Source organism: Microbulbifer sp. 2205BS26-8, from assembly GCF_030731025.1.
Taxonomy (GTDB): domain Bacteria; phylum Pseudomonadota; class Gammaproteobacteria; order Pseudomonadales; family Cellvibrionaceae; genus Microbulbifer; species Microbulbifer spongiae.
The window spans coordinates 36837-60943 of the sequence record NZ_JAVAMR010000004.1 but is presented as its reverse complement, the minus strand read 5'-3'; the positions used below and the strand labels follow the sequence as shown (position 1 = coordinate 60943).

Below are 24107 nucleotides of genomic sequence, written 5' to 3'. Positions count from 1 at the left end.
GAATCGATTGTACAACTTTGAATTTTCTTTACCGAATCATAAATTATTTTCATTTTCGATCCACAGCCACAAAGCAAGTTGCCTCTAAAACTCTCCAAGGGGAAACGCACTCGTAATGAAGAACGATCTTCAATTCAACACCTCAACTTTATAAACAACCTAAGGGTGTCAAAAACTATGAAACTGCGATCTTCATTTGGTACCAACCCAGGACTTACAAAATGGTACAAGAATCTAAAAACAACGTACCAATACCTATCCTTTTCTATGCTCTACTCAAAAATATTTTATTCGATTAATTTTTAGCAACAACCCTTTCACAAAACCACTGCCTTTATATTTAACCGTTATATCATGAGCCCCTTTTTTAATCAATATCACGCCACCATCAAAAATCTTCCAGCATCATTTTATGTAAAGCTCGATTTAAGCACTACAGGTGCATCATGATTCATGTATTCTTGCAACATACCTGATAACTATTGCGAAATAGCTAAATCAATAATGCACTGCATCCCAAAGTGTCATAACCCATGATGAACAACTACGATTCTGTCATCACAGTTCAGCACCTCATAAAGATCCATTTAAGAAATAAAACCTCAAATCAAGTATCTAGACCTCGGGGATATTTTTTATCTGTTCAAAAGTACTTGTGCCATACGATGGGTTGCTTCACCCAGAAACAGATACCGCCCCAGGAGTAGGGCAAAGTAGGGAGATACTGTTGCCGGCCATAATCTGCGCAATCTCATTAAATGGAGTAAACCCCGTATAATCTTCTCAGGTTTTTCAGACGCAACAGATTTCCCAGGGCCCACTGAGGTAGCGGGTTTCACAAACACGAGTTACAACACTCAACTACAGTGATTGGTTGAAAACGATTTATGGCCATTAAAAGCATGCTTTCACTGACCACAACCAATCTTGGTATCGATAATCTTGACAAGGTAGATCTTACCGTCAAAGCGGGGGAAGTCCTGTGCCTGTCGGGTCCCTCGGGCTCCGGCAAAAGCCGTTTACTGCGCGCCATCGCCGATTTGGAGCCGCACAGTGGCAGTGCCAGTCTTGACAACAGGAAACAGGATTCAATGCCGGGCCACTGCTGGCGCAGGCAGGTTATGCTGGTACCGGCGCAAAGCGCCTGGTGGTATGAGACAGCCGGTGCACACCTGGCCAAACCCATGCCCCAGGCACTTCTTGCGCTGGGCTTTCCCGAAGAGGCAGACGGTTGGCAGATGGCAACACTCTCCACCGGGGAAAAACAGCGTCTGGCACTGGTGCGGGCTCTCTCCTACGAGCCGCGGGCCCTGCTGCTGGATGAACCCACGGCCAATCTTGATGAAAACTCCACCTTGAAAACCGAGGCCTTTTTGCTGGAGGTGATTCGGGAAAAACAGTACCCGGTGATCTGGGTGGCCCACAGCCCGGCACAGATCCGCCGGGTGGCGAACCGGTATTTTGCTATTGAGGACTCACGCCTGAAAGAACAGGAGATACCTTTGTGAATGTAATCGACCTGGCCTGGTGGCAACTGGCTCTGGCAGCAGCGCTGGTAGTGGCTCTGGCAGCCTGTACCCACATGGCCCGGTTGCAGCTCGGCAGGCCGCTTTTGATCGCGGCGGCACGCACGGCAATACAGCTGGCACTGGTGGGTGTGGTTTTGGAAGCCCTGTTCGCCCTGGGCAACCTGTTGTGGGTGAGCCTGCTGGGTATGGCGATGTTACTGTTTGCCGGCCAGCAGGTGGTGTCACGACAGAAGTATCGCCTGGCTGGCGGCTGGAGTTTTGCCATCGGCACGCTGTCTATGCTGATCTCCGCCTTTAGTGTCACCATACTGAGCCTGGTGGTGTTGATCGGGCCACAACCCTGGTACCAGCCCCAGTACTCTATTCCCCTGCTCGGCTTGTTGCTCGGCAATACCATGACAGGCATCGCGCTCGGGCTAGACCGCCTCACAGAGAGCGTGTGGCGCTCGCGGGAAATTATCGAGAATCGCCTGATGCTGGGGGAGACCTGGCGCAGGGCCTGCATTGAATTCCGCCGCGACGCCATGCGGGCGGGCATGATGCCAACGATCAATTCCATGGCCGCTGCGGGTATAGTTTTTCTGCCGGGCATGATGACGGGGCAAATACTGGCGGGCACCTCCCCCACCATCGCAGTGAAATACCAGATACTGATTCTGTTCACCATTGCCGCAGGCACCGGTTTTGGTACATTTGCTGCCGTCGCCCTGTGCACGAGACGCCTCTTCGATACACGCGAGCGACTGTGTGTGCATCGCCTGGTGGAAAGCCGCCATCGCTGAATTCAGATTGGCCCCGGGATGAGTGCTATTTTAAGCGGGGCTGTGACCGGGCAGCGCAAGACAAGAGGCGCATGCCCCTATATAGACGAAATAGGCAAGGTGCCATTTTGGAAGCGAGCCAGCCTGAAACCGTCGCACACAGGGGAATTTAGCGGCCGAGCATCAAAATAACCGCCGCGATCACCAGGCCCACCAGAAACACCCAAACGCCCCGCAGCATCAGCGAACGGGCGTACTCCGCCTCCTGGTATTTCAGCGCATAGGGGATACCGGTAATCGGTCCGAGAAAAATTGTTGCTATCCCCCAAACCCAGCGCCGATTGCCCAGGGCCGTCAGCGCTGCCATCAGCCCGCCAAACCAACACAAAGTGACACCAATTACGCATACCACCAGTGCGGTAATGGACCACCACTGATGGGCCAGAAAAATTTCGACAATTTCAGTTTCAGTCACGATCTGCAGACACCCCTATTTACCCCCTGAGTCTTCCGGTATCAATCACTGCGGGCACAACTGACAGTACTCACGAAACCTGGCCGCCTCACCCTCAAGTCAGTACCCTCGCAAATTGTATAGCAACCCTCAGGAGGGACAAAGAGGCCCAGCTTGAAAACTGCCTTTCAGGTAAGTGACCACACACTTGCACGACAGCTTCCCATACCTGACAAAAGCGATCAAACAGCTCTGTGGCGGCTCCTAACCAATCCAAGTTTCCAATAGACTGAAATCACCACCAACTAGTTTGAAAACTCCACCCTGGGGTCCCCAAAATCCCGGCCCATATAATCCGGTGCACAGGGAATCAACTCCGCTGCGGGTATACCCGCCTCAATCAGGTATCGCTCCACCCGGCGGCTTCGCTCCTGTGCCAAGCGCTCAAACTCCTCCCGCAACATGATCGGCGGGTGCCGATAGAAATCAGCAAGCCTCCTGCGATTGCCATTCAGTCCCAGTGTAGAGTTCGGATAAAGGGCATTCCAGTCCCTGGCATTGGCGATGCCACAAATCCCCGGGCGTGCCTCCGGGTGCTTATGCAATTTGACCACCATCTGCTGCAACTGCGCGAGAGCCACATTACTCAAGTGCGCACTGCCGGGGGCGAACTCTATGGAATCGAAGGACTTGGCGCGAAAGCGGCCCCAGGCCAGCTTGGCCAGAAGGTAAATCCCGTAAGGTGTAAAATAACTGAACAAGGCGTCCATAATAGCCTTTTGCAGCACGTCACTGAAGACATAGCTCAATGAAAATTTCGGATGGTGGATATTTCCAGTTACCGGCATACTAAATTTCACATTCCCCTGGCCATCCTTTAAAAGCCACAGGGCCACATTCAGGGGAATAAACCTGGATTTGACCGGCAACTGGTCATCATCGCGTACACGCCGGATTTTGATTTTCTCCAGTTTTATTTCTGCAAGCGCATTTATCTGGTTGTCGCGAATCCGGATATCCATCACCGCATCCATTTGGCCCTGCAATATCTTGTACCCAAGCAGCCTGGCCATATAGGGCGTGGCCGGTATCAGATTGACATTGTCGAGGTAGCTTGTCAGCTGGGCATCCCATCTGCGCCCACCCAGGTAGTCGACGGTACCGCTCAGTTGTATTTCCCCAAATCCGCCAGGCCTGCCATTTGCCACTATTATTGAGGGTGGGTGCTCACCGAGATTGCTTATATCACTGACATTCAGATTGATATCCCGAACCGGTAAACGGGCCCGGAATTCATCCCTGTGATCAATCCAGGTAAAGGTGCCGTGGCGCAGGTAGACATCATGAATATGATAGAGAAAAGAGGGTGTGATTTGATTCCTGAGATGGATTTTATCCCCCCCGTCGAGCCCTCGAAGTTCGGAGATCTGCTGTACGAGGGGGAATGCGCCGTAACGGTTGCGCAGGAGGATCAGTCGCGGACGAAAAAAATCGACAGAAGCTATATTCAGCAGTCCGCGCAGACGATCAAACTGCAGGGCCTCAATCTGCAAAAATCTGAAATCGCCGGTCCAGCTGTGGCGATCATAGTCCGGAGTGGTTTCCTCTCTCGGGAAAAAATGGAAATGGACTGCCTCGAGCCATTCAAAACGCCACTCTCTCCTATTGGCAAGAAACCGGGACAGGTGGAGACTCTCCCCTTCCGCCAAAAGCCTGCCCTTGCGGGAAAACAATTCAATCCCGTGAATATTCAGCACAGTAATCGCCAGTCCATCCTCAGCCGCAAACTGTCCTTCCAGTGCCAGCGTCCCCAGGGTGATACAGTGATTTCCCGTTTTAAAATAACTGTAGGGTATGCAACTGGATATTTGTCGCATATGCAACTGCTGAGCGATAATCTGACCAGAAACAAAGCGCAGCTTTCCGAGCAACAGTTTTTCCACCTGTAACAGTTTTGCCGGTAAATCCCTCGGAAAATCCGCCGCACTCAGACGTACACCATCGGCGCGAATATCCGAGAATATGGCCCCCCTCCCTTCTGGCAAGTCCAACCGCTCAACCCCACCCAGGCTGAGTGGACCCGCCCGATAGCAGGGAGCGAGGGGGGAGTCTCGAAACAATCCGGCTGGCAGGCAACCGCTGACAGCACCTGCCTGAAATAAAAACTCCCCTCCCACAGAGGGGTTCTCCAATTGAACACGGGCTATCCGCAGTGGCTCTCTGCCCCTCTGTGCCAGGGAAAGACCAACCAGCTCCAGTGAACCGTCAATCGCAAATGGTTTGCTCAGGGAAATGGTTTGCGCACTGGGAATAGCCAGTTCATCGAGTCCATAACAGCGCTGGATATCTCCCGGCCCAGCCCGCTCAAGCAGTTCGATGCTGACTGTTTTACCGGATTCCGGTGTGCATACACGAGTATTGAATATCCGCAGACCCGTCACAGAGAAGTGAACACCTCTTTTCCAGATAAAGCGCTGCCAACCCAGTTGCTGCAAGCCCGCCTGCAAGTAGTCACCCTCTTTCTGCCAGAAAGCGATTGGTCGGCTTTTCACTGGCCCCAGAGACACGCGAGCCACACCCGGCTTGAGTCCGATTCGTATCGGGTCTCCACGAAATTCCAGTTGGGGTGTTTCCACGCAGTCCGCGACCGGTACCCCGCCTGCTCTCTGGCGCAGCAGAGTTTCAAGGCCGCAAAAAAGTATATTGTCAATCTGCAGGTTGTAGAGATCGAGGGTATCGGGGGAAAACGCAATCCGCTCTATGGCCAGTGTTTCAAATTGCCAGAGCGGCTGTGCCTGGGGCGCAGTTTTTAACTCTGTTTCACCCACAGAGACACCGCTGGTACCAATGGCATTCAGATTCCGGCTCAACACACAGCGCGGCAGCCAGTTCGGATAGCGGGCCCTGTGGGGTAGGCAGGCAAAAAAGGATTCTATCGACCACTTTTCCATTGTAACGCTGGAGACTTTGTTTCCGTTGCGGGACCAGTTCAAAGCCAGTACCGGTATCGAGAGCTGCTGGATCTCCAAGTTTGGTCTATCACCCGGTCCCAATAGCTGCAGCTGTGCCAGTTGGGAGCCATCCAGATTCGCGGACGCCTGCGCAGGCCCCACCTGCACATGGAACTTTTCCCCCAGTTGCAACTGTTGTAACACGACGCAGTGGATATTCAGGCGCAACACCTCTTGAGTAACCGGCAGGCAGGCGTCCAGGCCATCCAGGGAGAAATTCGGCAGGGCAATATAACTGCTGCCGAAAGGAGATGTGGTATGGCGTATTCTGGCGCTGGGCAGCGCCAGGCTGGACAGGCGCAACAGAGACTCACCCTGCGCTGTGCTTGCCAGGGCACGCTCGACAGACAACCCCGCAACAGCGATATCCAGCCCGTCCTGCCAGGCGACCAGCAGCGGGTGCTCCTGGCGCAACTCGCGCAGGTCAAAACAGACCGGCATGCGCCCGGGCGCCGGCGATGCCCGGTAAATCAGCCGCACCCAGCTGCCCGGCAGGCAGCCATCCAGCCGCTGCAGAAAATGTTTTTGCAACCGGAAGTTGGGCGCATCGACAGAAGCCGGGACTGTCTCTTCGCTCTCTTGATCCAAGCCTTCGGCCTGGGCATCCAAACGGCCTTTTTCCTTTCCGAAATCCATCTGGCCTGCCGTCGGCCCCTGGCCCGCACCCGCCCAGGGGCTCTGTACTGCGGTGCGCCGGTAATATCCTTCGCCAATAGCGAGCTTCTGCAGTAAAAGCCCGTTGTTGCCCTTCACCGAGTCACTCAGCATCAATCGCTGTAACTGTAATTGACCGAAAATGGCATAGCTATCCGCTCCGGGTTGCCAGGCAAAATTGCCGCGCCCGCCCAGGTTATTCAGCTCCGCGCACAGGGGTTGCCACCCTCCTGGCAATAGACCCCGCGAAAGGCAGCCGGAGAGGGACTGCAGGGTAAAATCCGAAATGGAGAAGGGGGTACCATCAGCCAGGGTATCAAAACTGCGCCATTTCAGTTTTTGCAGCTGTAACCGCTCCTCCCCCAGCCCTTCCAGTCTCAAGTGCGCCAGGCTGAGCGGTCCGCTGGCAAACCCCCAAGGCACATTTTTTGCCGTCGAACCAAACCGCACTGCCACCCTTTCATCACCGAGCAGACCACCCAGGCGCACGCAGTGATCCGGCCTTCGCCACAGTGCACCGGAAACGCAGCCGTTGGCGCCGTCGACCTGCAGGCTGGCTACCGCAAGAATGCGGCTGACAATATCGAATTCGAGCGGACCGAAAACGGCCTGTTGTACCGTTAACGGGTTATTGCGTGGTCGAACCATGTCCAGATAGTGCATCTGCTGCACACGGCTGGGCCCGGTGGTTATCTTGAGACGGTGGCGCCAGTCAAACGTGGTGGTCTCGGGCAATTGCAGGGTCTTGGCGCGAAAACAATAATGATGATTGGTGTTGCGCAAATGCCGGGGGCACCAGTCGAAGTCGGTAGCACCTGCCTGGCGCCAGTGCAGACGCTTGATCGAACGATCATAATCGAATGCATTCATGGCGATAGTCCCGGCTCCCCAGTCCTGCCACCGCTGATCACTGCGCCGCAGCACCACGCCTTCTCCGCGCGCACGGTGCCAGCGGGCAAGGCCTGTCAGGCCAAACCCGAACTTCAGGTCGCCCTCGGCGGATAGATGGCGCGCAGCCGCACAGTGCCCAATCAGTCTCTGTAACCCCCTCAGGGCATCGGCCCATTGTTGTGGCGGGCAGCTGGCGAAAAGTGCCACGCTGAGGGATTCGGCTTCTGTGCGCAGGCTGGGCCAGCGGAAATTTCCCTCATCCAAAGACAGGTGTGCCAGAGTGGTATTGTATTCGGGTGCCCCTTTTATTTTTGCCAGCAACTCGTGCAGTTGGATTTCCTCAGCGGTAATCGTCACTTTGAGAGGCGCCGCGCCTTTGCGCCACAACGCCAAGCGAAAATTCCGTGCGTGCATATTGCCAATTTGGGCACAGGTGGGTGCCGTCCATGCGGGGCGATGCCGATAACAGATTTTGCTGTCTTGTACCTTTGCCCGGCCGATAGCCAGGTGGAAATCGCGATCCCTGGGGTTGCCCCGGCCCAGATTCCAGCCCCCCACCTCCCAGACCCGCTCCGATGCACCCTGGGTGGATTGCAGATCCAGGTAAGCACCGCTGACCGAAGCGCGCGCCAGTTGCACGCGCCCTCGCAGCAGCTGCCACCAACTGTAATCCAGCATCACTTCGCGCGCAGAAAATCCCTGCCCACGACTGTTGAAGGCGCGCGCATCCACCACGATGACCCGCAAATTCAGTGGGGATACCCGTACATAATCGGCGTGAAAATCCAGGCCCCGCCGGGCAAGCCATTGACCGGTCTTATCCCGCACAAGACCCGAGGCGGCGATGGATAGGCCCTCCATCAGCAATAATGCACCAATCAGCCACCACAGAAGACGGGTAAAAAAAGTGTTTTTTTGGGCGAACTCTGGTGGCATTGAAAAATAGCGCCCCTCAATCAATCCAGCGCAAGCGGCAACGGGAGCCAAGCCCATAAAGTAAAGACCAGCACCTGTGTATTGTTTTACCCTGGCGCTACGATTCTCGATAATAGTGTGCTGCGTCGCGCTATGGGTCGCATTCGGCGCTGTGCTGTCTACTATTTATCCAGAAATGTCATCGCGCAGCGGAAGAGTTTGGCTGGCGGGTGATTGGTTGATTGCAAGCACCATGCCATCAAGTTGTCAGCGAGTGAAAATGCAGAAGTACCCGAATTACCAGGATATCGTTCTGGTCGGCGGCGGCCACGCCCACGCCATTGTGCTACAGATGTGGGCGATGAACCCGCTGCCTGGCGCACGCCTCACACTGGTTTCCCCCCAGGTCCAAACTGCCTACTCCGGCATGTTGCCGGGGTTGGTGGCCGGCCATTACGCTCTGGACGAGACTCATATTGACCTGGCACGTCTCTGTCGCGCTGCCAGTGCGCGTTTTGTGCAGGCATGTGCCCACCAAATTGACCCTGTGTCGCGTAAAGTCTCTTTGCTGGGACGCCCGCCACTGGAGTACGACCTACTCTCCCTGGATGTCGGTGCAACTCCAGCGCGGGAACTGCCCGGCTCCGAGCTGGCAATGCCCATCAAACCCATCGGGCACTTTTTCCGCTTCTGGCAAAAGCTGCAGGAGCAGGTGCAGAAAACCCATGTCCCCCTCAAACTCGGGGTAGTGGGCGGCGGCGCCGGAGGCTGTGAACTGGCGATGGCCATGGCTCATGCGCTGGGGGAACAGGTGCTCTCCGGGCAGGTGGAGATACACCTGATCCACGCCGCGGACAACATACCCCAGGACTACCCGGCCCTTGCCCGCAAGTTGACCATGCGCGAGTTAAACAGACTGGGAGTGCACCTGCACCGCAACTGGCCGGTAACAGAAATTACCGAACCGGGTGTGCGCAACGACCGCGGGGAATTGCTGGAGCTGGACCGGGTACTGCTCTCCACCAACGCCTGCGCCCCCCCCTGGCTGGCAGACTCCAGGCTGACACTGGATGAAAAGGGATTTGTGCTGGTCGATCGCAAGTTGCGTGCCCAGGGGCGCCAGGAGATCTTCGCCGCCGGCGATGTGGCCAGCTTCTCCACACAACCGCTGCCAAAAGCCGGTGTATACGCTGTGCGCCAGGGCCCCATCCTGTTCCACAACTTACGCGCCACCCTCACCGGGCAACCATTGAAAGTCTTCCGCCCGCAGAAGCGTTTCCTCAGCTTGCTCTCTTGTGGTGGCAAGCGCGCTATCGTCGTGCGCAACCGTGTCGCCGCGGCCGGGAATCTCCTGTGGCACTGGAAAGACCATATCGACCGCACGTTTATGCGGCGCTTTAGCGATCTTTCAATGCCCACAGAGGAAATGCCGGCAGCGCAACCGCGCGAATTACTGGCGCAGCGCGCCGGCATTTCACTGTCGGGTATGCGCTGCAATGGCTGCGGAGCGAAAGTGGGTTCCGAAGTCTTGCGCCGAGCCCTGGAAAAATTACCGGTGCAACAATCTGACTATTTACTGCGCGGCGTGGGTGACGATGCCGCCGTTTTGGATTTGCCCGCAACACAACTGTTGGTACAGAGTTCGGACCAGCTGCGCGCACCGGTAGCGGATCCGTGGCTATTTGGGCGAATTGCAGCCCAACATGCCCTGTCGGACCTCTTTGCCATGCACGCCCGCCCGGTGAGTGCACAGGCACTGGTCACCCTGCCCACTGCGGCGGCAGAAATTACCCAACGCGACTTGCAGCAATTACTGGCCGGTGCCATTTTTGAGCTCAACCGCCACAACTGCGCCCTGTCCGGGGGGCATACTGCCGAGGGGGCGGAAATGCAGTTGGGGTTCACCGTCAATGGTCTCGCCGAGCGCGATCAATTATTGGAAAAAAGCGGCGCCCGCGCCGGGGACTGTCTGATACTAAGCAAACCCCTGGGTGTGGGTACCATTCTCGCCGCCGAAGGTATGGGGGAAGCCCACGGGCGCTGGGTGCAAAAAGCCCTGGACAGCATGCTGCAAAGCAACGCCAGCGCCGCTGAGATTTTCGCGCAAAACAGCGCCAACGCTCTCACCGATGTCACCGGCTTCGGGCTGCTCGGACACCTGCTGGAGATGCTCAGTGCAGATGGTCTCAGCGCCTCCCTGATCGCCGAGCGCCTGCCGCTGATTCCCGGCGCCGCATTCTGTATTGAACGGGGCTGGCTTTCCAGTCTGCAACCGCAAAACGCCAGCGCCTACGCCTTTGTGGAAAATCCACAGGAGTGGCAGTCCCTGCCCCACTGGGCGTTGCTCACAGATCCACAGACTTGCGGCGGCCTGCTCGCCGCGATACCCGAGGGCAGTGCGGAGAGCTGTGTCGATGCACTGCTGCAAAGTGGCTGCGCCCAGGCGTCGATTATCGGTGCAATCTCCCACTCAAGCCGGGCGCAATCCCGGGTGCGCCTGTACAGAGATGGCGATTGGCGCCAGCTAACCGCGCGAGACAGCGAGGCGGAACAAAGTCAGGTTTGAGTTGCCACTGGTATCAATACGAGAGATACTGGCGCAAAAACAAACGCTGGCACAGTAAAGTGGCAGCGAGCGAAGAGGTCTTCACAGCATGGGGAAGTCGGCTTTCACAGCAATCGACAGGAAGACCAGCCACCATGAAAAACATTGTCATTGTCGGCGGCGGCGCCAGCGGCCTGCAGCTGGCCACAAGACTCGGACACTATTTCAATCCCCCCCGTCGCTTGTGGCGACGGCGCAAGCCGCCTTTGGCCCATGTCACCCTGATTGATAAAGAGCGCACCCATATCTGGAAGCCTCTCCTGCACCAGGTCGCCGCTGGTGCGTTGGACGCCAATATGGCTGCTCTCAACTATCAGGTCCACGCCCGCGCCAATGGCTACGAATTCCAACTGGGCAGTTTGCAATCTTTGGATCGAAAACGTCGAACCGTTGCGCTCAGTGCAATACTGGATGATCAGGGCAACCTACTGGTACCGGCACGCAAACTGGCATACGACTACCTGGTGCTCTGTATCGGCAGCCTGGGCAATGATTTCAATATCCCTGGCGTGTACCAGCACTGCGTGTTTCTCGACAACAGTGAGCAGGCGCAAAAATTCCACCAGCAATTGCTCGACCATTTCCTGTGCCTGGAAACCCATGTGGAAGAAAAGCTGCGGATTGCCGTTGTAGGCGGTGGTGCCACCGGCGTGGAACTCTCCGCGGAACTGGTGGATGCGGGCAGGCAGATAGGATATTACGGCCGTATCCGAGCGGATGCCATCGAGATCACCGTGATTGAAGGTGGCCCGCACCTGTTGCCGGCCCTGCCCGCACGGTTGGGCAATAATGCCGAGCGCGAATTGGGCAAACTGGGCGTTCGGGTGCTGACAGGTTGTAGTATCGCCCGCGCCAATGCCACCGGCCTGACCACCCGGGATGGCGAGGAAATTCCGGCAGATATCCGCGTCTGGGCCGCCGGGGTCAAAGCGCCGGAGTTTCTCACCCGGCTGGATGGCCTTGCCACCAACCATCTCAACCAGATACAGGTGAAAACCACACTGCAAACACAGAGCGATGCGCATATCTTCGCGATGGGCGACTGTGCCAGTTGTATCGATGGCCACGAACAGCGAGTGCCGCCCCGTGCACAGGCCGCCCAGCAGATGGCAACGCTGGCGGCAGACAACCTCATCGCCCTGACAGAAGACAAACCTCTGAAGCACTTTTACTATCGCGACCGCGGTTCCCTGGTTTCCCTGAGCAAGTTCACAGCAGTGGGCAATCTGATGGGGGCACTGGTGAAGGGCAGCCTCACCGTGGAGGGGCGCATTGCGGGCTTTGCCTACCGCGCGCTCTACCGTATGCACCTGGCGGCAATACACGGCTGGCCCAAGGCCATGTTGCTCTACCTGGCCGGCCAGGCGAACCGGGCAGTGAGTCCCCGCTTAAAACTGCACTAGCCATAGACCCTGACTATCCAACAGGGCGTTGTTACCGGCATGTACCGCCCGGCGCGAACACCGTAAAATTGCCAAGGGTTCCTGAGCGCGCCAACGAGCAACACAATAATGCACTATCAACGTATCGTTGTATTGACCGGTGCCGGTATTTCCGCAGAGTCGGGCATCCGCACTTTCCGCGGGGCCGATGGCCTGTGGGAAAACCACCGCCTTGAGGATGTGGCGACACCCGAGGCGTTCGCGCGGGACCCGCAGCTGGTGCAACGCTTTTACAACGCGCGCCGCAGACAGCTGCTCTCCACACCTATTGCCCCCAACGCCGCCCATCGCGCACTGGCGGAATTGGAAAGGGCGTTTGAGGGCGAATTTTTATTGGTCACACAAAATATTGATGATCTGCATGAACGGGCCGGCAGCCTCAAATTGATTCACATGCACGGCGAGCTGCGTAAAGCCCGTTGCAGCACCAGTGGCGCGCTGTTTTCAATCGACGGCGACCTGAAGGTGACAGACCATTGTCCCTGCTGCAACCGCAGTGGCACACTGCGCCCCCACGTCGTCTGGTTTGGGGAAATGCCCCTGCAAATGGACACCATCTACGACGCCCTGAGCCGCTGCGACCTGTTTATCAGTATCGGTACCTCCGGCAACGTCTATCCGGCAGCCGGCTTCGTGGAATGCGCGAATCGGGCGGGCGCACACAGTGTGGAACTCAACCTTGAACGCAGCAATGTGGGGGACGCCTTTGCCGAACACCGCCAGGGGCCCGCATCAAAAATTGTCGGCGCCTATGTGGACGAGCTGCTGAGTTAGACCGCGAGCAGAACTTCTGTCGAGGGGGCCACACCCCGACCCGACAGCGCGCAGCGACCATTTTCAGCACAGCAGCGGGGGATCACATTCTCCACGATCAAAATAACCATTGAAAGGCAATCGTATTCACTCGCCGCCCGGCTCACCACCGGGCAACATTACCAACCAGGCACAGAGCCAGTATGCCCGAAAAAACACATACAGAAAAATACGCTCTGTCAAAAAATCGGCACACAGTTCTGCACAAGAGGGTAGGACAAATAAGTTGATACGCCTTAGAAAACACCATTCGTTATCCAAAGCTAAAATATAATAAGAAGAAAAGTGACGGGAAATACCCGGCACCGGCCAACCGGTGCCGAGACTGCAATCACATCCGGGTTAAATCTTCCATTCCCTTACGGTGTCCAGTCCATATTCATCGATCCACTGATTCAGACCTTTTGGATTGCGCTTTTTCTTTTCTACCGTGGCACCGGTGTAAGGGTTGCGGTAGTGGCCGGTTTCCAATTTGGGCTCGGCAGTCTTGCTTGCCGACACCACGCGACGGGCGCGGCGGGGGGCGCCCCCCTCTCTCTTCAGATGACGGGCGACGCGGGACTTCAAAGTCTGGACATAGTCCGGTGCGTCCTCATCATTCAACTGAGAAACCAGCCATTCAACAATCAAATCGCCACGCGCTGCAAAAAAATCCTCTTCTTCCATGCGATATTCGGCGGCCAGGTTCACCAGCGCCTTATCGAAGGCAATGACACCCTCTTTCCTGCGTTCTGCCTGAGCCATTTGCTCCTGCAGTTCTTCAATTTTTGCCTGGTGTTCGGCGATTTGTTGTTCAAGTTGCTCATATTGCTGAAACATCCAATAAACCTCAACTACGGTTATTAAAAAAACAGGGGTATTTCTGTGTCGTTAAACGACACTGAATCGGATTCCGGATATCCGGAATATAAAAGTCATTCAACAACACTGCAGATAGGCTAGAGGCGATATAGCGGTATTATTTTCGGCAACCTGCACAGCAGCCCAAACCAAAATCAGATACCACAACGCTAGATATATCCGACATCCGGTGGACAATGAATAACCGCCCTTGAAATACCAATGTAATCAAGCTGCATTGTCAGTATTGCAAAAACGCCCGCCGACACCTAGTTGTGCTGAACCAATATTAAAAACCAACCGAATTCCGTCAACATGGCCGAATCGCTGGCGATAACTGTAGTTTGCGGCCAGGGCCGCGAATGATAATGTTTTGCTGGCAAATATCAACTCTTTACCATCCATTCACTGAATATAATACCAATCTTCTTCCCTATGAGCACTGAAAAGTAACAAAGGCGGGCTTATCTCCTTTAATAAAGGATATTCATCCGAGCTTGTATTGGCTATATTGTAGCAGCAGTCACCAATTGCAAATAATCAATCCGACTTTTGCCATTCCAAGCACTTATTGCCAAAAACAATTGGATAATCACTCTTAACCATGTCAAGCCCCCGCCATTCCCACCATATGCCCACTCTGGCAGCACTGATGACTCCTTTTCCCCACCATATCGATATGGAGGCCACGGTCGAGGAGGCCGTGGCCATGATGGAAGAACACGGGGTGCGCCACTTGCCGGTAACCCGATCGGGGGAACTGGAAACCGTCATCTCGAAAGGGGATATCGAAAGGGCCCACGCCCCCGGGCACCGCCTGGAGGAGCAACAGCTCTACGTGCACGACCTCTGTGCACGAAGACCTTTTGTTGCAGATATCCGCGATCCCCTGGACAAGATCCTGCTGGCAATGGCCGATACGGGTATCGGTTCAGTGCTGGTAATGCGCGAGGGAGAGCTGGTGGGCATTGTCACAGTGACTGATGTGCTGCGTTTTTGCAGCAAGTATCTGGCGGAGCTTGCCCAGCCGGTGGATGACTCCATTGCCTGAATCCAGCCCCTGACCACCGGGCCTGCCCCACAGTAGCCGGTGGCTCACAGGGGCCAGATCCACAGCAGCATGGGAATGCCGACTGCCACTACCAGTATCTCCAGTGGCAATCCCATCCGCCAGTAATCGCCGAAATCAAAGCCACCCGGCCCCAGGATCAGGGTGTTGTTCTGGTGCCCCACCGGGGTGAGAAAAGCACAGGAAGCGCCAATGGCCACCGCCATCAGAAAACTGTCCGGATTCACCAACAGTTGTTCTGCGGTGCTGAGGGCTATGGAACACATCATCGCTGCAGTAGCTACATTGTTCATAAAGTCCGACAATGTCATGGTAATAATCAGAATCAGCGCCAGCGCCAGCACCGCGCTGCCCTGGGCCAGATTATTCAGCAACACTTCAGCGATGAGGTCTGCCGCACCGGTGGACTCCATCACCTCTGCCACGGCGATCAGGGTACCCAACAGAACGATCACCGAACCATCCAGGGCTCCGTAGATATTGCGCAGAGGCACGACCTTCAGGGCCATAAAGGCCAGCACACAGGTCGCAAACGAGATGGCCGCAGGAATCAGGCCAAAGGCGGCGCCAGCCACCGCCAGTGCCATGGCAATCAGTGCAATGGCGGCTTTTTCCTTGTTTGGGATGCTGATATCTCTCTGCGCCAGGGGGACACAGCTCTGCTCCCGGGCAAAGCTGATCAGATTGTCTTCGGCTCCCAGCATCAGCAGTGCATCTCCCGCCAGCAGCGGCGTGGAGTGCACCCTGCGCACAGAGCGGCGCCCCCGGCGTGACAATGCCAGCAGGTGCATCTGATAGCGAGCGGGAAGGTGTAGAAACTGGATGGCGCGACCCACCAGGGGAGAGTCGGGCATCACAACCAGTTCGCACAACTGCATCTCTTCATTGTGGTAGGCGTATTTTCTTTTGCCTCCGCCTTTTTCCCGTACATTGCCCGCAGGTGAGCTTTCCCCTTGCCGCGGTTGATTGTCCCCGACCTCCCTTTCACTGTCCGGCTCCCCTGTCATTTTCAGACCCAGGCTGGACAAACAGGTGGCGAGAGATTCAGGCTCCGCCTCAATCAGCAAAATATCCCCGCTCAGTACCCGGTGCCAGGGCGCGGCCGGTGATATACGGGCATCGTTGTGTACAATGCCAACTACCTGGGCATCCTCGGCACCAAGCATCCTGCCAATCTCACCCAGGGTCCTGCCGGCGGCGGCACTTTTCCTCCCCACCAGTGCCTCGGTCAGGTAGGTGCCGGTATCAAAACTGGTTGCACCGGCCTGGCCACGCGCCGGCACCAGGCGCCAGCCAACCAGGCCGATAAATGCCACACCCACCAGGGCCACTACCAGTCCCACCGGGGTGAAATCAAACATACCGTAGCTGCCAGCGCCGGCATTCGCGCGAAAACCCGCTACCATCAGGTTCGGTGGCGTGCCGATCAATGTGGTCATACCACCCAAAATGGTGGCAAATGACAGTGGCATCAATATTTTACCCGGCGCCAGCTTTTGCTTTTCTGCCATTTCCGCAGCTACGGGCATCAACAGCGCCAGTGCACCCACATTGCTCATAAATCCGGACAAAAATGCACCGAGACTCGTGAGCAGCAACATCGCCACAGTGGTGTTACCGCTCCTTGGCACCACCCGTTGTGCCAGAGCATCCATGGCCCCGGTATTTTGCAGGCCGCGGCTTAAAATCAGTGCGCAGGCCACAGTGACTACAGCGGGGTGACCAAAACCGCTGAAGGCTTTTTGCGGGGGAATCAGGCCGGTAAACACACAGGCCAGCAGCGCTGCCAATGCCACCATGTCGTGTCGCCACGGACCACGGATAAACAGTGCAACGGTCACCGCAAGGATGCTGAGGATCAACAACTGGTCAAGCGTCATGGATTGGGATGTCCCGCGAACGGCAGCCGGATAATATCCCCCGGTAACCATATCAGAGTACACTGGAAAAAACCCAAGGAGAGCTGTTTTACGCCAGAACAATTGGCGTTACCGGATGCACGTGTAAAAGGCCATCGGCATTTGCAACAGTGTCTCCAGGGCACTGCCTGAGGCCTGAAGGGTCTTCATCCCCGAACCAGGACTGCATGACCTCTCAAGCACTCGCCAGCACTGGAGGCCACAAGTGGGGGGAAATCATCGAATAACCTCGACTCTTGGCCCGGCATGTAAAGCCGTATTGCGTGACCTGTTGGATCGCTGGGTTGATAATAGTGCTCCGGGCAGGTCCCCATAGGGGAGCTGTATTCCTGTATACCCAGCAGACCCATTGGGAGAATCCTTTTGCGGCAGAACACCGCGCACTACAAATGTCTTTTCCTCAACGATGTTCCATTACTCGATGTCCGCGCGCCGGTGGAATTCGCGCGTGGCGCCTTTCCCTGTGCGGAAAACCACCCCCTGTTGGACAACCGCCAGCGCGAGCTGATCGGCATTGAGTACAACCGTAACGGACAGCAGGCCGCCATCGATCTGGGCTGGCAACTGGCCACTCGGGAGGTAGTACAGGCGCATCTGGCCCGGTGGGGTAATTTTGTTCAGCGGCACCCCCATGGCTACCTCTACTGTTTTCGCGGCGGGCTGCGCTCGCGCACCACTCAGGATCTATTGCGCGCAGAGGGTATTCACTACCCATTGGTGGAAGGCGGCTACAAGGCCATGCGCAATTATCTGCTTGCTGAGCTTGAAAATCAGAGTAAGCGGCTGCCCATTATCGTTATCGCCGGCCACACCGGCAGTGGCAAGACCGAGCTGATACAAAATGCCGACCGCGCCCTGGACCTGGAAGCCATTGCCCGACACCGCGGTTCCAGCTTCGGTGGCACCGGCCACAAACAGCCTGTACAAGTTGAGTTTGAAAACCGGATCAGCATCGATTTGCTCAAGCTGGCACAAAATCCCGGGGCGGTCCTTATAGAGGATGAAAGCCGCCTGATCGGGTGCTGCGCTCTGCCGCCGGTGTTACAAAATGCCATGAAGGGGGCGCCATGGGTGCTAGTGGAGGAGCCAGTGGGAATCCGTGCCAAACGGATTGTGCGTGACTATGTTCAGGAAGCTCTGCCGCACTTCGGTGGTACAGGAACCGCCGCAGCGGCTGCCCTGGGAGAAGCCCTGCGCAGCAGTCTCGGCAAACTCCGCAAGCGCCTGGGTGGACTTCGTTACCAGCAGCTGGATGCGCAGTTGGCCGAGGCCAACTGCGCCCTTGCGCAGAGTGGCTGTAGCGAGGCCTATGTTCCTCTGGTCGTGGCACTGCTAAAAGAATACTACGATGGCCAATACGACTACCTGATGAAAAAGCGCGAAAGTGCCCCCCTGTTCCGTGGCACGCGTGCAGAAGTGAACACCTGGTTGGCCAAATCAGGGGCCTCATTGGGCAAATAAGGCTTCAGATTGCCTCGCTCAAAGGCGTATTGGCGGCGACATTGCCAAACAAAAAAGAACAGCCTTAGGCTCTGTGTGACAACCGGTGTAACCGAAAGCGCCGCAGTAATATGCGGTCCCGCAGACTGCGGGGCAACCAGCGTGCCATCCAGGGTAGCAGACTGCTTCTGTTACCGATGCGCACCAGTGTACGCGGGCGTTTGCGCAACAGTTCACGCACCAGCCTGCGCGCGAGAGCGCTGGCCAAAGTCGCATTCTTTTGCGATTCCTGGGCGCGGGCCCGCACTACCTCCTCCTCGCGTTTATACAGGGAATCCGGAAGCAGCAGGCCCCGCAGTGACACTTCCGCATGGCGGCCAAACTCCGAAACAATGGCCCCCGGTTGGACCGTCATAACGTGGATACCAAAGGGTTTCAACTCAAGGCGAAGCACGTCTGTCAGGGAGTGCAGAGCCGCTTTGGAGGCACAATAGGCACCGGAAAACGGGGTTGCCAACACGCCCGAAACCGAGCCGATATTACACACAATACCACCGCGCCCGGTACGCATCAGCGGCACACAGGCACGCGCCAGCGCGAGCGGTGCAAAGACATTGGTGCGAAACTGGTTTTCCAGGGAACGGGTATCCAGTTCAAGCAAAGGACCCATCTGGCCGTAACCGGCGTTGTTGATCAATATATCCAGGCGTCCGTAGGCCGTCTTGAGTGCGTAAACCACACGATTGATATCTGCCTGGGAATTGACATTCAACGCCTCGGTAGCAATGCCCATATCCGCCAGCTCCTGCAGACTCTCAGGCCGCCGCGCGGTGGCAATCACAATCGTGCCGCGGCGATGCAGCGCCAGGGCGAGTTCGCGACCGATACCACTGGAACAACCAGTAATCAGGGCGACCCTGTCTGGGACCACGTAGCCGCGCCCGATTTGCGCGAGGCTCTCCGCGGCAAAACACTGGTCGGAAGTGCGAAAGCTGGATACTGGCGGTTTGTTCAAGGGGTTGCTCCATTTACTGGTCCGACACCTCCGGCTGTGTCCGCGGCTGCTCAATCAAACCAACAATATTGCCAAAGGGATCCAGAAAACTCGCCATCAGCACGCCCTTACCGACCTCCACCACTTCGCTGTGCTGCCGCGCACCCATGGCACCGAGATGCTCAACCTGCGCAGCTACATCCTCAACTGTCCAGTAGGCGATAACGCCATCTGCGCGGCTGATTGCACTGCGCGCGTCCGGATTCAGGCCCAGCTCACAATCACCGACACGAAACCCTACATAGCCATCGCTATCAACAGTGGGTTTCTGCCCCAGCAATTGCGTGTACCAGGCCCTGGCCTCGGCAAGATCCGTGACACCATAGATCACTGTGTGCAGGCCGAGAATCTGCCCCATCTGAGACCCCCTATCAAGTGATTTTTATCCAGCGGCGGGGTGCTCTGGCACAACTTACTACAGCGCTCGCTCCAATTGCTCAAGCAGGTCGAGCGGTTCCAGCTCCACCCCCTCCAACTCGCCGTTCCAATTCAGGCCCACCAACAACACATCCTCATGCATACCGGTGAGCCAGTCGTCGATAAATTCCTCCAGGTCAATAGCGACTGCCTCATAACCGGCCCAGTCATCCGCACAGTGCACTTCGGCAAACACCCGTTGCGACCAAAAGGGAATGACTCCGGTCTGCGGGCGCTTCATCGACTCACACAGGGCAAACCCCTCTTCCCCACGCAGTGCCCAGACACAACCCTGGTCGGCGGCCTCAGGCAAAAAACGCGAACAGTTATCGTCAAAATTGTCGCTTAAGGGTTCGTTTTGCATAGCATCTTCACTGCGTGGATCTACCCGCAGTCTACGTGAGTTTTGCGGGTCACCAAAGTGCAATCGGGCAGTGGTTCTGTAGAATTTTCCGTCGTCATACCAGTCCTGAAGCCTGTAACCAATGACTCAGAGATAACCGGAAGTGCCTATACCGTGAGACGGTGGCCGTTGTCTCGCAGCCAGCGGCGCAACACTTTGAAGCGCGGACAAACACTCTGCACCAGTTGCCAGAAAGCGCGACTGTGGTTGTGGTGGTACAAGTGACACACCTCGTGAGCCACCAGATAGTCCACCACAGGCTCCGGTGCCAGGCACACCAGCCAGTTGTATTGCAGTTCGCCGCGGATACTACAATGTCCCCATTTGCTTCTGGTACGGCGCACCCGCACCGAGGAAAACGACAATTTCAGTTGATCTGCCAGACACCGGGACTTGTCTGCCAACAGGTCCAGCGCCTCTCGCTGGTACAGGCGCTGCAGGGCCATCCGAAGCCGATCCGGGTCTGGCGCATGCTTGCGGGTGTAAAGGCGGATGGATTCCGCCCCGATACCGGTGCTTTGGACACTCGCCGCCCGCTCCAGGGGCAGGGATCTGCCCAACCAGGGAAAGCACCTGCCAAAAGCGTACGTATATTCTGGAACTTGCGCTGCGCGCTGATTGGCAGCGAGCAACTGGGTGCGCACCCACTGGACATTATCCTGCAGGAACTGGTGTCCATGGCACGCGGCACAGCGCTGGGGAATGCGTACCTCCACGCCGGACTCTGCCAGCACCAGTCCCAGCCGTTTGCGCCGCGGGGAACGCACCAGGCGGTAGGGAATATCCTCAAACAGAAATTCCTTTGCCCTGGTCACCGCCGCCACTCCCGCAGGGCTGTGCAGGGTCTAGCGGTCGCCACGGGCGACCACGGCGATAGTGAGACGCGAAATACAGCTTAGCTTGCCATTGGGCGCATGAAGCAGGATTTCCCAGACCTGACTGGTACGACCCAAATGCACCGGCCTTGCACGACCGGTAACCTCCCCGTCCGGTACTGGGCGCAGGTGGTTGGCATTAATCTCCTGGCCAACGCAGTAAAACCGCGCGGTATCCACAAGCAGGTTGGCCCCCACTGAACCCAGGGTTTCCGCCAGCACGACACTGGCGCCACCGTGTAAAATGCCAAACGGCTGGCGCGTGCGATGATCCACCGGCAGCCTGCCCTCGAGATAGTCATCACCGATTTCTGTGATCTGCATGCCGAGATAGCCGGGCATACAGGATGCAATCCCTTGGTTTAACGCTTCCAGTGTGGGTTTACTCTGCCAAATTGCCATCAAAATAACGCTCTTGAAAAATCCTTGACCGCGAACTGCGGTAATTCGACACCCAGTGTACCCCCGGCATTCACCAGTAAAACAGTCCGGACGAAAAGAAAACGGGGGGATAAAAACCGGGTGTGATATCACCGGGTCCAAAAAGTCCATAACGGTGTAATTCCGTATCCAGGGAACGCAACGCCCATGTCAACCGGCTGCGCTGAAAATACAGGACACGCCGCTGCCTGTCGCTGTCCGCACTCTCGAGGGCACGGTGCACCAGGTGCAGCTCCCGCACCAGCTGATCGCGGCGCCAGTGCAGCTTGCGATGCCGCTGCTCCACACGATACTCAGCGAGGCCGCGCTGGTAATTGTCCAGAAACACATCGGCGGTGGGGCCGATACACACACCCGCATACCGATGGCCCCGGCGCCCCTGATAAAACCCGTTCTCCGCGGTACAGAACTGCTCCACCCCCTCCTCGTGCCCGCGCAACCAGGCTTCGCTGTCCGCGTGTATCCCATAGCTCTGGCATTCCCGCGCGATCTCGTACACCAGCGACTGGGCGCGCCCTCGGGCGCCGTCCTGCATCCCGCGCTCATACCAGAGCCCGGCCTGGCAGTCCTGTTCGGATATCACTGCACAACCATTTACAACACAGGTGACCAACAACAGGGATACACACAATTTGGTAGACATGGCCGACCTCCGTCGGTGATTATTGTTCTCCCAGTGCCGCCAATCAGCCGAAGCGCTTGTCGGCAACAAACGGGTTGGTCCGGCGCTCCTGTCCGAAGGTGGACATGGGGCCGTGGCCAGGTACAAAGCGCACTCCGTCACCCAGGGGCCAGAGGCGTTCGGTAATCGAGCGAATCAGAGTATCGTGGTCACCCTGGGGAAAATCGGTGCGCCCAATGGAACCGGCAAACAACACATCACCGACCAGAGCCAGCTGACTGGGGCGGTGGAAAAACACCACATGGCCGGGAGTGTGACCGGGGCAGTGCAACACTTCCAGCTGCTGGTCACCGACCTCCACTATATCGCCCTGCGCCAGCCAGCGATCCGGGGTAAACACCTCCACCGGGGGGAAATTGAACATCTGCGCTTGCATCGGCAGCTGCTCAATCCAGAACTGGTCCCCCCTGTGCGGCCCTTCAATGGGCAGCTGAAGTTGCCTGGACAGGGCCGCCGTGCCACCCACATGGTCCAGATGACCGTGAGTCAGGAGGATTTTCTCCAAGCTCAGACCGCGCTTGTGCACGAAAGCACAGATCTTGTCGAGATCACCACCGGGGTCCACCACCGCAGCGCGCTTGCTGTCTTCACACCAGAGCAGTGTACAGTTTTGCTGGAAGGGGGTAACCGGTATCGAATGAAATTGCAGCGACATAGACAAAGCCCAACCTTTTGGGGAGCTGTTACAGATGCCCCGAATTATACCGCGAGTGCCTCGCTGGATCGCTCCCTGCGCACCAAAGCTCCCTGGCGACCACTCTTGAGCAGTGTGCGCAGATCCCCGATCAACTGTTCCCACACCCGCTCGTTACACCAGTAATCCTCTGGTGGCAGCACCTGGGGGCCCGCCCCGATGGCACGGTGATCACTGAGCGGGCTGGTTTCATAATCCCGGTACACCGCCTGTTTGTAGGTGGGGCTCAGGGGCTTCAGAGGCCAGCCAAACAGATCGTCCGGATGGTAGAAATTCTTCCAGCGAAAGAGGTAGCCGCGGGAATTGGACGTCACTGCCTGAATCTGCTCGCGCGCTTTGCCCGCACACCACAGGGGATTGGTAGCCCCCAGGGTATACCAGTGACTGAGTGTCTTCAGGCGTAAAAAGCGCTCGCGGGAAGAGCCTCTGCGCACACCGCCGGGGCCTCCATCGCGCCAGATACCATGGTTCACACTGGAACGCTGCGCATCCCACAGATAGTTGGAAAGCGTGATACATCCCACCGAGTGGCTCAAAAGTACCACCGGAGCCCCGTCTCCGGCGACAGCGGCAGCCCGTTGCAGTGCGCTATAAATCGCGCCCTGACCGCGCTCGTACATGCCCTCGCGCTGCCGGATATCTTCCAGCTGCGCCGCGCTCTGGGCCATGCCGTAGAGCAGAAATTTGCGGGCACGCAGACCATCCAAATCGCGCTTTTGCATGCCTTCGAACACCCGTTCAATATTGCTGTGAAACGCCTCCAAACCGGGCAGTGAATCGCAGTGCAAGCGCGACCAGTCATTACCCAGCGCACTCTGTACAGCGGAGAAAAGCGGCTTTGCAAAGTCCCTGTGGACGGCCCCCATGCCGGCGGCGGCCAGGACCACAATTTCGGCCATGTTTGCCTCTTCTTATTCTTGTTGTTGAGGTGGCATCAAAACCACCTTGCGCCCTTACCCTTGATCCGACCCAATGGGTAATATACTGCCCCAAGCAAAGTCCGCGCCACCCTTATTCGAACTGAGTCCACCAACTGCCTACAACTCTTGCACATATTTCAGCCCTGTCACAATAAGGCTCCGCTGGTGCATATCCCCCCTGCATGGGGAGGAGGAAGCTCGCGGTTCACTCCCCCATACTCATGCCATCCTTATCAGGGTGGGCCAGTCCCACACTCCGAATAATGCAACAGGGCAGT

General features: G+C 56.9%; 20 protein-coding genes. 7 read left to right on the top strand and 13 right to left on the bottom strand.

Annotated elements, in window-relative coordinates:
- Positions 1-887: 887 nt before the first annotated feature.
- Both Q5Y71_RS02320 and fetB read left to right on the top strand, forming a co-directional pair.
- Positions 888-1508, top strand: coding sequence for an ATP-binding cassette domain-containing protein (locus Q5Y71_RS02320; RefSeq protein ID WP_306039734.1), 621 nt, complete (start codon positions 888-890; stop codon positions 1506-1508).
- Positions 1505-2311: an iron export ABC transporter permease subunit FetB gene (fetB, locus tag Q5Y71_RS02315; protein ID WP_306039732.1), complete on the top strand. Its 807-nt coding sequence runs from the start codon at positions 1505-1507 to the stop codon at positions 2309-2311. Before Q5Y71_RS02320 ends, fetB begins: the two co-directional genes overlap by 4 nt.
- Before the next feature lie 148 nt (positions 2312-2459).
- Here the strand turns inward: fetB and Q5Y71_RS02310 are convergent, their stop codons facing one another.
- A complete protein-coding gene (locus Q5Y71_RS02310; RefSeq protein ID WP_306039730.1) occupies positions 2460-2765 on the bottom strand; it encodes a hypothetical protein in 306 nt (101 codons plus the stop codon).
- Between the two features lie 284 nt (positions 2766-3049).
- On the bottom strand, positions 3050-8236 hold the full coding sequence (locus tag Q5Y71_RS02305) for a DUF748 domain-containing protein (protein ID WP_306039728.1): 5187 nt from the start codon (positions 8234-8236) through the stop codon (positions 3050-3052).
- Positions 8237-8495: 259 nt separating this feature from the next.
- Between Q5Y71_RS02305 and selD the strand changes: the two genes are divergently transcribed.
- The 3 genes from selD to cobB all read left to right on the top strand — a co-directional run bounded on the left by selD (position 8496) and on the right by cobB (position 13036).
- The gene (selD, locus tag Q5Y71_RS02300; RefSeq protein WP_306039727.1) at positions 8496-10781 is read left to right on the top strand and encodes a selenide, water dikinase SelD; all 2286 of its coding nucleotides are present in this window, start codon (positions 8496-8498) and stop codon (positions 10779-10781) included.
- A gap of 134 nt (positions 10782-10915) precedes the next feature.
- Positions 10916-12223: an NAD(P)/FAD-dependent oxidoreductase gene (locus Q5Y71_RS02295; protein WP_306039726.1), complete on the top strand. Its 1308-nt coding sequence runs from the start codon at positions 10916-10918 to the stop codon at positions 12221-12223.
- A gap of 108 nt (positions 12224-12331) precedes the next feature.
- The gene (gene cobB, locus Q5Y71_RS02290) at positions 12332-13036 is read left to right on the top strand and encodes a Sir2 family NAD+-dependent deacetylase (protein ID WP_306039724.1); all 705 of its coding nucleotides are present in this window, start codon (positions 12332-12334) and stop codon (positions 13034-13036) included.
- Between the two features lie 381 nt (positions 13037-13417).
- Here the strand turns inward: cobB and Q5Y71_RS02285 are convergent, their stop codons facing one another.
- Entirely contained in the window at positions 13418-13894 is a 477-nt protein-coding gene (locus tag Q5Y71_RS02285) for a hypothetical protein (RefSeq protein WP_306039723.1), read from the bottom strand.
- A gap of 249 nt (positions 13895-14143) precedes the next feature.
- Positions 14144-14320 (bottom strand): hypothetical protein, encoded by a 177-nt coding sequence (locus tag Q5Y71_RS02280; protein WP_306039721.1) that lies wholly within the window; start codon positions 14318-14320, stop codon positions 14144-14146.
- Between the two features lie 199 nt (positions 14321-14519).
- Here Q5Y71_RS02280 and Q5Y71_RS02275 point away from each other — a divergent pair, with 199 nt between their 5' ends.
- Positions 14520-14966 (top strand): CBS domain-containing protein, encoded by a 447-nt coding sequence (locus tag Q5Y71_RS02275; protein ID WP_306039720.1) that lies wholly within the window; start codon positions 14520-14522, stop codon positions 14964-14966.
- Positions 14967-15010: 44 nt separating this feature from the next.
- Here the strand turns inward: Q5Y71_RS02275 and Q5Y71_RS02270 are convergent, their stop codons facing one another.
- Positions 15011-16864 (bottom strand): SLC13 family permease, encoded by a 1854-nt coding sequence (locus tag Q5Y71_RS02270; RefSeq protein ID WP_306039718.1) that lies wholly within the window; start codon positions 16862-16864, stop codon positions 15011-15013.
- 402 nt (positions 16865-17266) lie between these two features.
- Here Q5Y71_RS02270 and mnmH point away from each other — a divergent pair, with 402 nt between their 5' ends.
- Positions 17267-18364, top strand: a complete 1098-nt coding sequence (mnmH, locus tag Q5Y71_RS02265; RefSeq protein ID WP_306039716.1) for a tRNA 2-selenouridine(34) synthase MnmH — start codon at positions 17267-17269, stop codon at positions 18362-18364.
- Positions 18365-18428: 64 nt separating this feature from the next.
- On the opposite strand, the gene Q5Y71_RS02260 is transcribed toward mnmH, so the two are convergent.
- The 8 genes from Q5Y71_RS02260 to Q5Y71_RS02225 form a co-directional block, all read right to left on the bottom strand.
- Positions 18429-19358, bottom strand: coding sequence for an SDR family oxidoreductase (locus tag Q5Y71_RS02260; protein WP_306039714.1), 930 nt, complete (start codon positions 19356-19358; stop codon positions 18429-18431).
- Positions 19359-19371: 13 nt separating this feature from the next.
- Positions 19372-19755 carry a VOC family protein gene (locus Q5Y71_RS02255; protein ID WP_306039712.1) on the bottom strand — a complete coding sequence of 128 codons (384 nt, stop codon included), beginning with the start codon at positions 19753-19755 and terminating at the stop codon, positions 19372-19374.
- 57 nt (positions 19756-19812) lie between these two features.
- Positions 19813-20178, bottom strand: coding sequence for a DUF2750 domain-containing protein (locus Q5Y71_RS02250; RefSeq protein ID WP_306039711.1), 366 nt, complete (start codon positions 20176-20178; stop codon positions 19813-19815).
- A gap of 146 nt (positions 20179-20324) precedes the next feature.
- A complete protein-coding gene (locus tag Q5Y71_RS02245; RefSeq protein WP_306039709.1) occupies positions 20325-21032 on the bottom strand; it encodes a M48 family metallopeptidase in 708 nt (235 codons plus the stop codon).
- Between the two features lie 30 nt (positions 21033-21062).
- On the bottom strand, positions 21063-21494 hold the full coding sequence (locus tag Q5Y71_RS02240; protein ID WP_306039708.1) for a hotdog fold thioesterase: 432 nt from the start codon (positions 21492-21494) through the stop codon (positions 21063-21065).
- A 70-nt stretch (positions 21495-21564) separates the two neighbouring features.
- On the bottom strand, positions 21565-22176 hold the full coding sequence (locus tag Q5Y71_RS02235) for a DUF2799 domain-containing protein (RefSeq protein ID WP_306039707.1): 612 nt from the start codon (positions 22174-22176) through the stop codon (positions 21565-21567).
- Between the two features lie 43 nt (positions 22177-22219).
- Positions 22220-22870: an MBL fold metallo-hydrolase gene (locus Q5Y71_RS02230; RefSeq protein WP_306039706.1), complete on the bottom strand. Its 651-nt coding sequence runs from the start codon at positions 22868-22870 to the stop codon at positions 22220-22222.
- 44 nt (positions 22871-22914) lie between these two features.
- On the bottom strand, positions 22915-23808 hold the full coding sequence (locus Q5Y71_RS02225) for a hypothetical protein (protein ID WP_306039705.1): 894 nt from the start codon (positions 23806-23808) through the stop codon (positions 22915-22917).
- Between the last annotated feature and the right edge of the window lie 299 nt (positions 23809-24107).

What these genes read in the sequence shown, in the direction of transcription:
- Q5Y71_RS02320 (WP_306039734.1), top strand. Translation starts at nt 888, where the DNA reads ATGGCCATTAAAAGCATGCTTTCACTGACCACAACCAATCTTGGTATC.
- Q5Y71_RS02305 (WP_306039728.1), bottom strand. Translation starts at nt 8,236, where the DNA reads ATGCCACCAGAGTTCGCCCAAAAAAACACTTTTTTTACCCGTCTTCTG.
- selD (WP_306039727.1), top strand. Translation starts at nt 8,496, where the DNA reads ATGCAGAAGTACCCGAATTACCAGGATATCGTTCTGGTCGGCGGCGGC.
- Q5Y71_RS02295 (WP_306039726.1), top strand. Translation starts at nt 10,916, where the DNA reads ATGAAAAACATTGTCATTGTCGGCGGCGGCGCCAGCGGCCTGCAGCTG.
- cobB (WP_306039724.1), top strand. Translation starts at nt 12,332, where the DNA reads ATGCACTATCAACGTATCGTTGTATTGACCGGTGCCGGTATTTCCGCA.
- Q5Y71_RS02285 (WP_306039723.1), bottom strand. Translation starts at nt 13,894, where the DNA reads ATGTTTCAGCAATATGAGCAACTTGAACAACAAATCGCCGAACACCAG.
- Q5Y71_RS02280 (WP_306039721.1), bottom strand. Translation starts at nt 14,320, where the DNA reads ATGGATGGTAAAGAGTTGATATTTGCCAGCAAAACATTATCATTCGCG.
- Q5Y71_RS02275 (WP_306039720.1), top strand. Translation starts at nt 14,520, where the DNA reads ATGTCAAGCCCCCGCCATTCCCACCATATGCCCACTCTGGCAGCACTG.
- Q5Y71_RS02270 (WP_306039718.1), bottom strand. Translation starts at nt 16,864, where the DNA reads ATGACGCTTGACCAGTTGTTGATCCTCAGCATCCTTGCGGTGACCGTT.
- Q5Y71_RS02255 (WP_306039712.1), bottom strand. Translation starts at nt 19,755, where the DNA reads ATGGGGCAGATTCTCGGCCTGCACACAGTGATCTATGGTGTCACGGAT.
- Q5Y71_RS02250 (WP_306039711.1), bottom strand. Translation starts at nt 20,178, where the DNA reads ATGCAAAACGAACCCTTAAGCGACAATTTTGACGATAACTGTTCGCGT.
- Q5Y71_RS02240 (WP_306039708.1), bottom strand. Translation starts at nt 21,494, where the DNA reads ATGGCAATTTGGCAGAGTAAACCCACACTGGAAGCGTTAAACCAAGGG.
- Q5Y71_RS02235 (WP_306039707.1), bottom strand. Translation starts at nt 22,176, where the DNA reads ATGTCTACCAAATTGTGTGTATCCCTGTTGTTGGTCACCTGTGTTGTA.
- Q5Y71_RS02230 (WP_306039706.1), bottom strand. Translation starts at nt 22,870, where the DNA reads ATGTCGCTGCAATTTCATTCGATACCGGTTACCCCCTTCCAGCAAAAC.
- Q5Y71_RS02225 (WP_306039705.1), bottom strand. Translation starts at nt 23,808, where the DNA reads ATGGCCGAAATTGTGGTCCTGGCCGCCGCCGGCATGGGGGCCGTCCAC.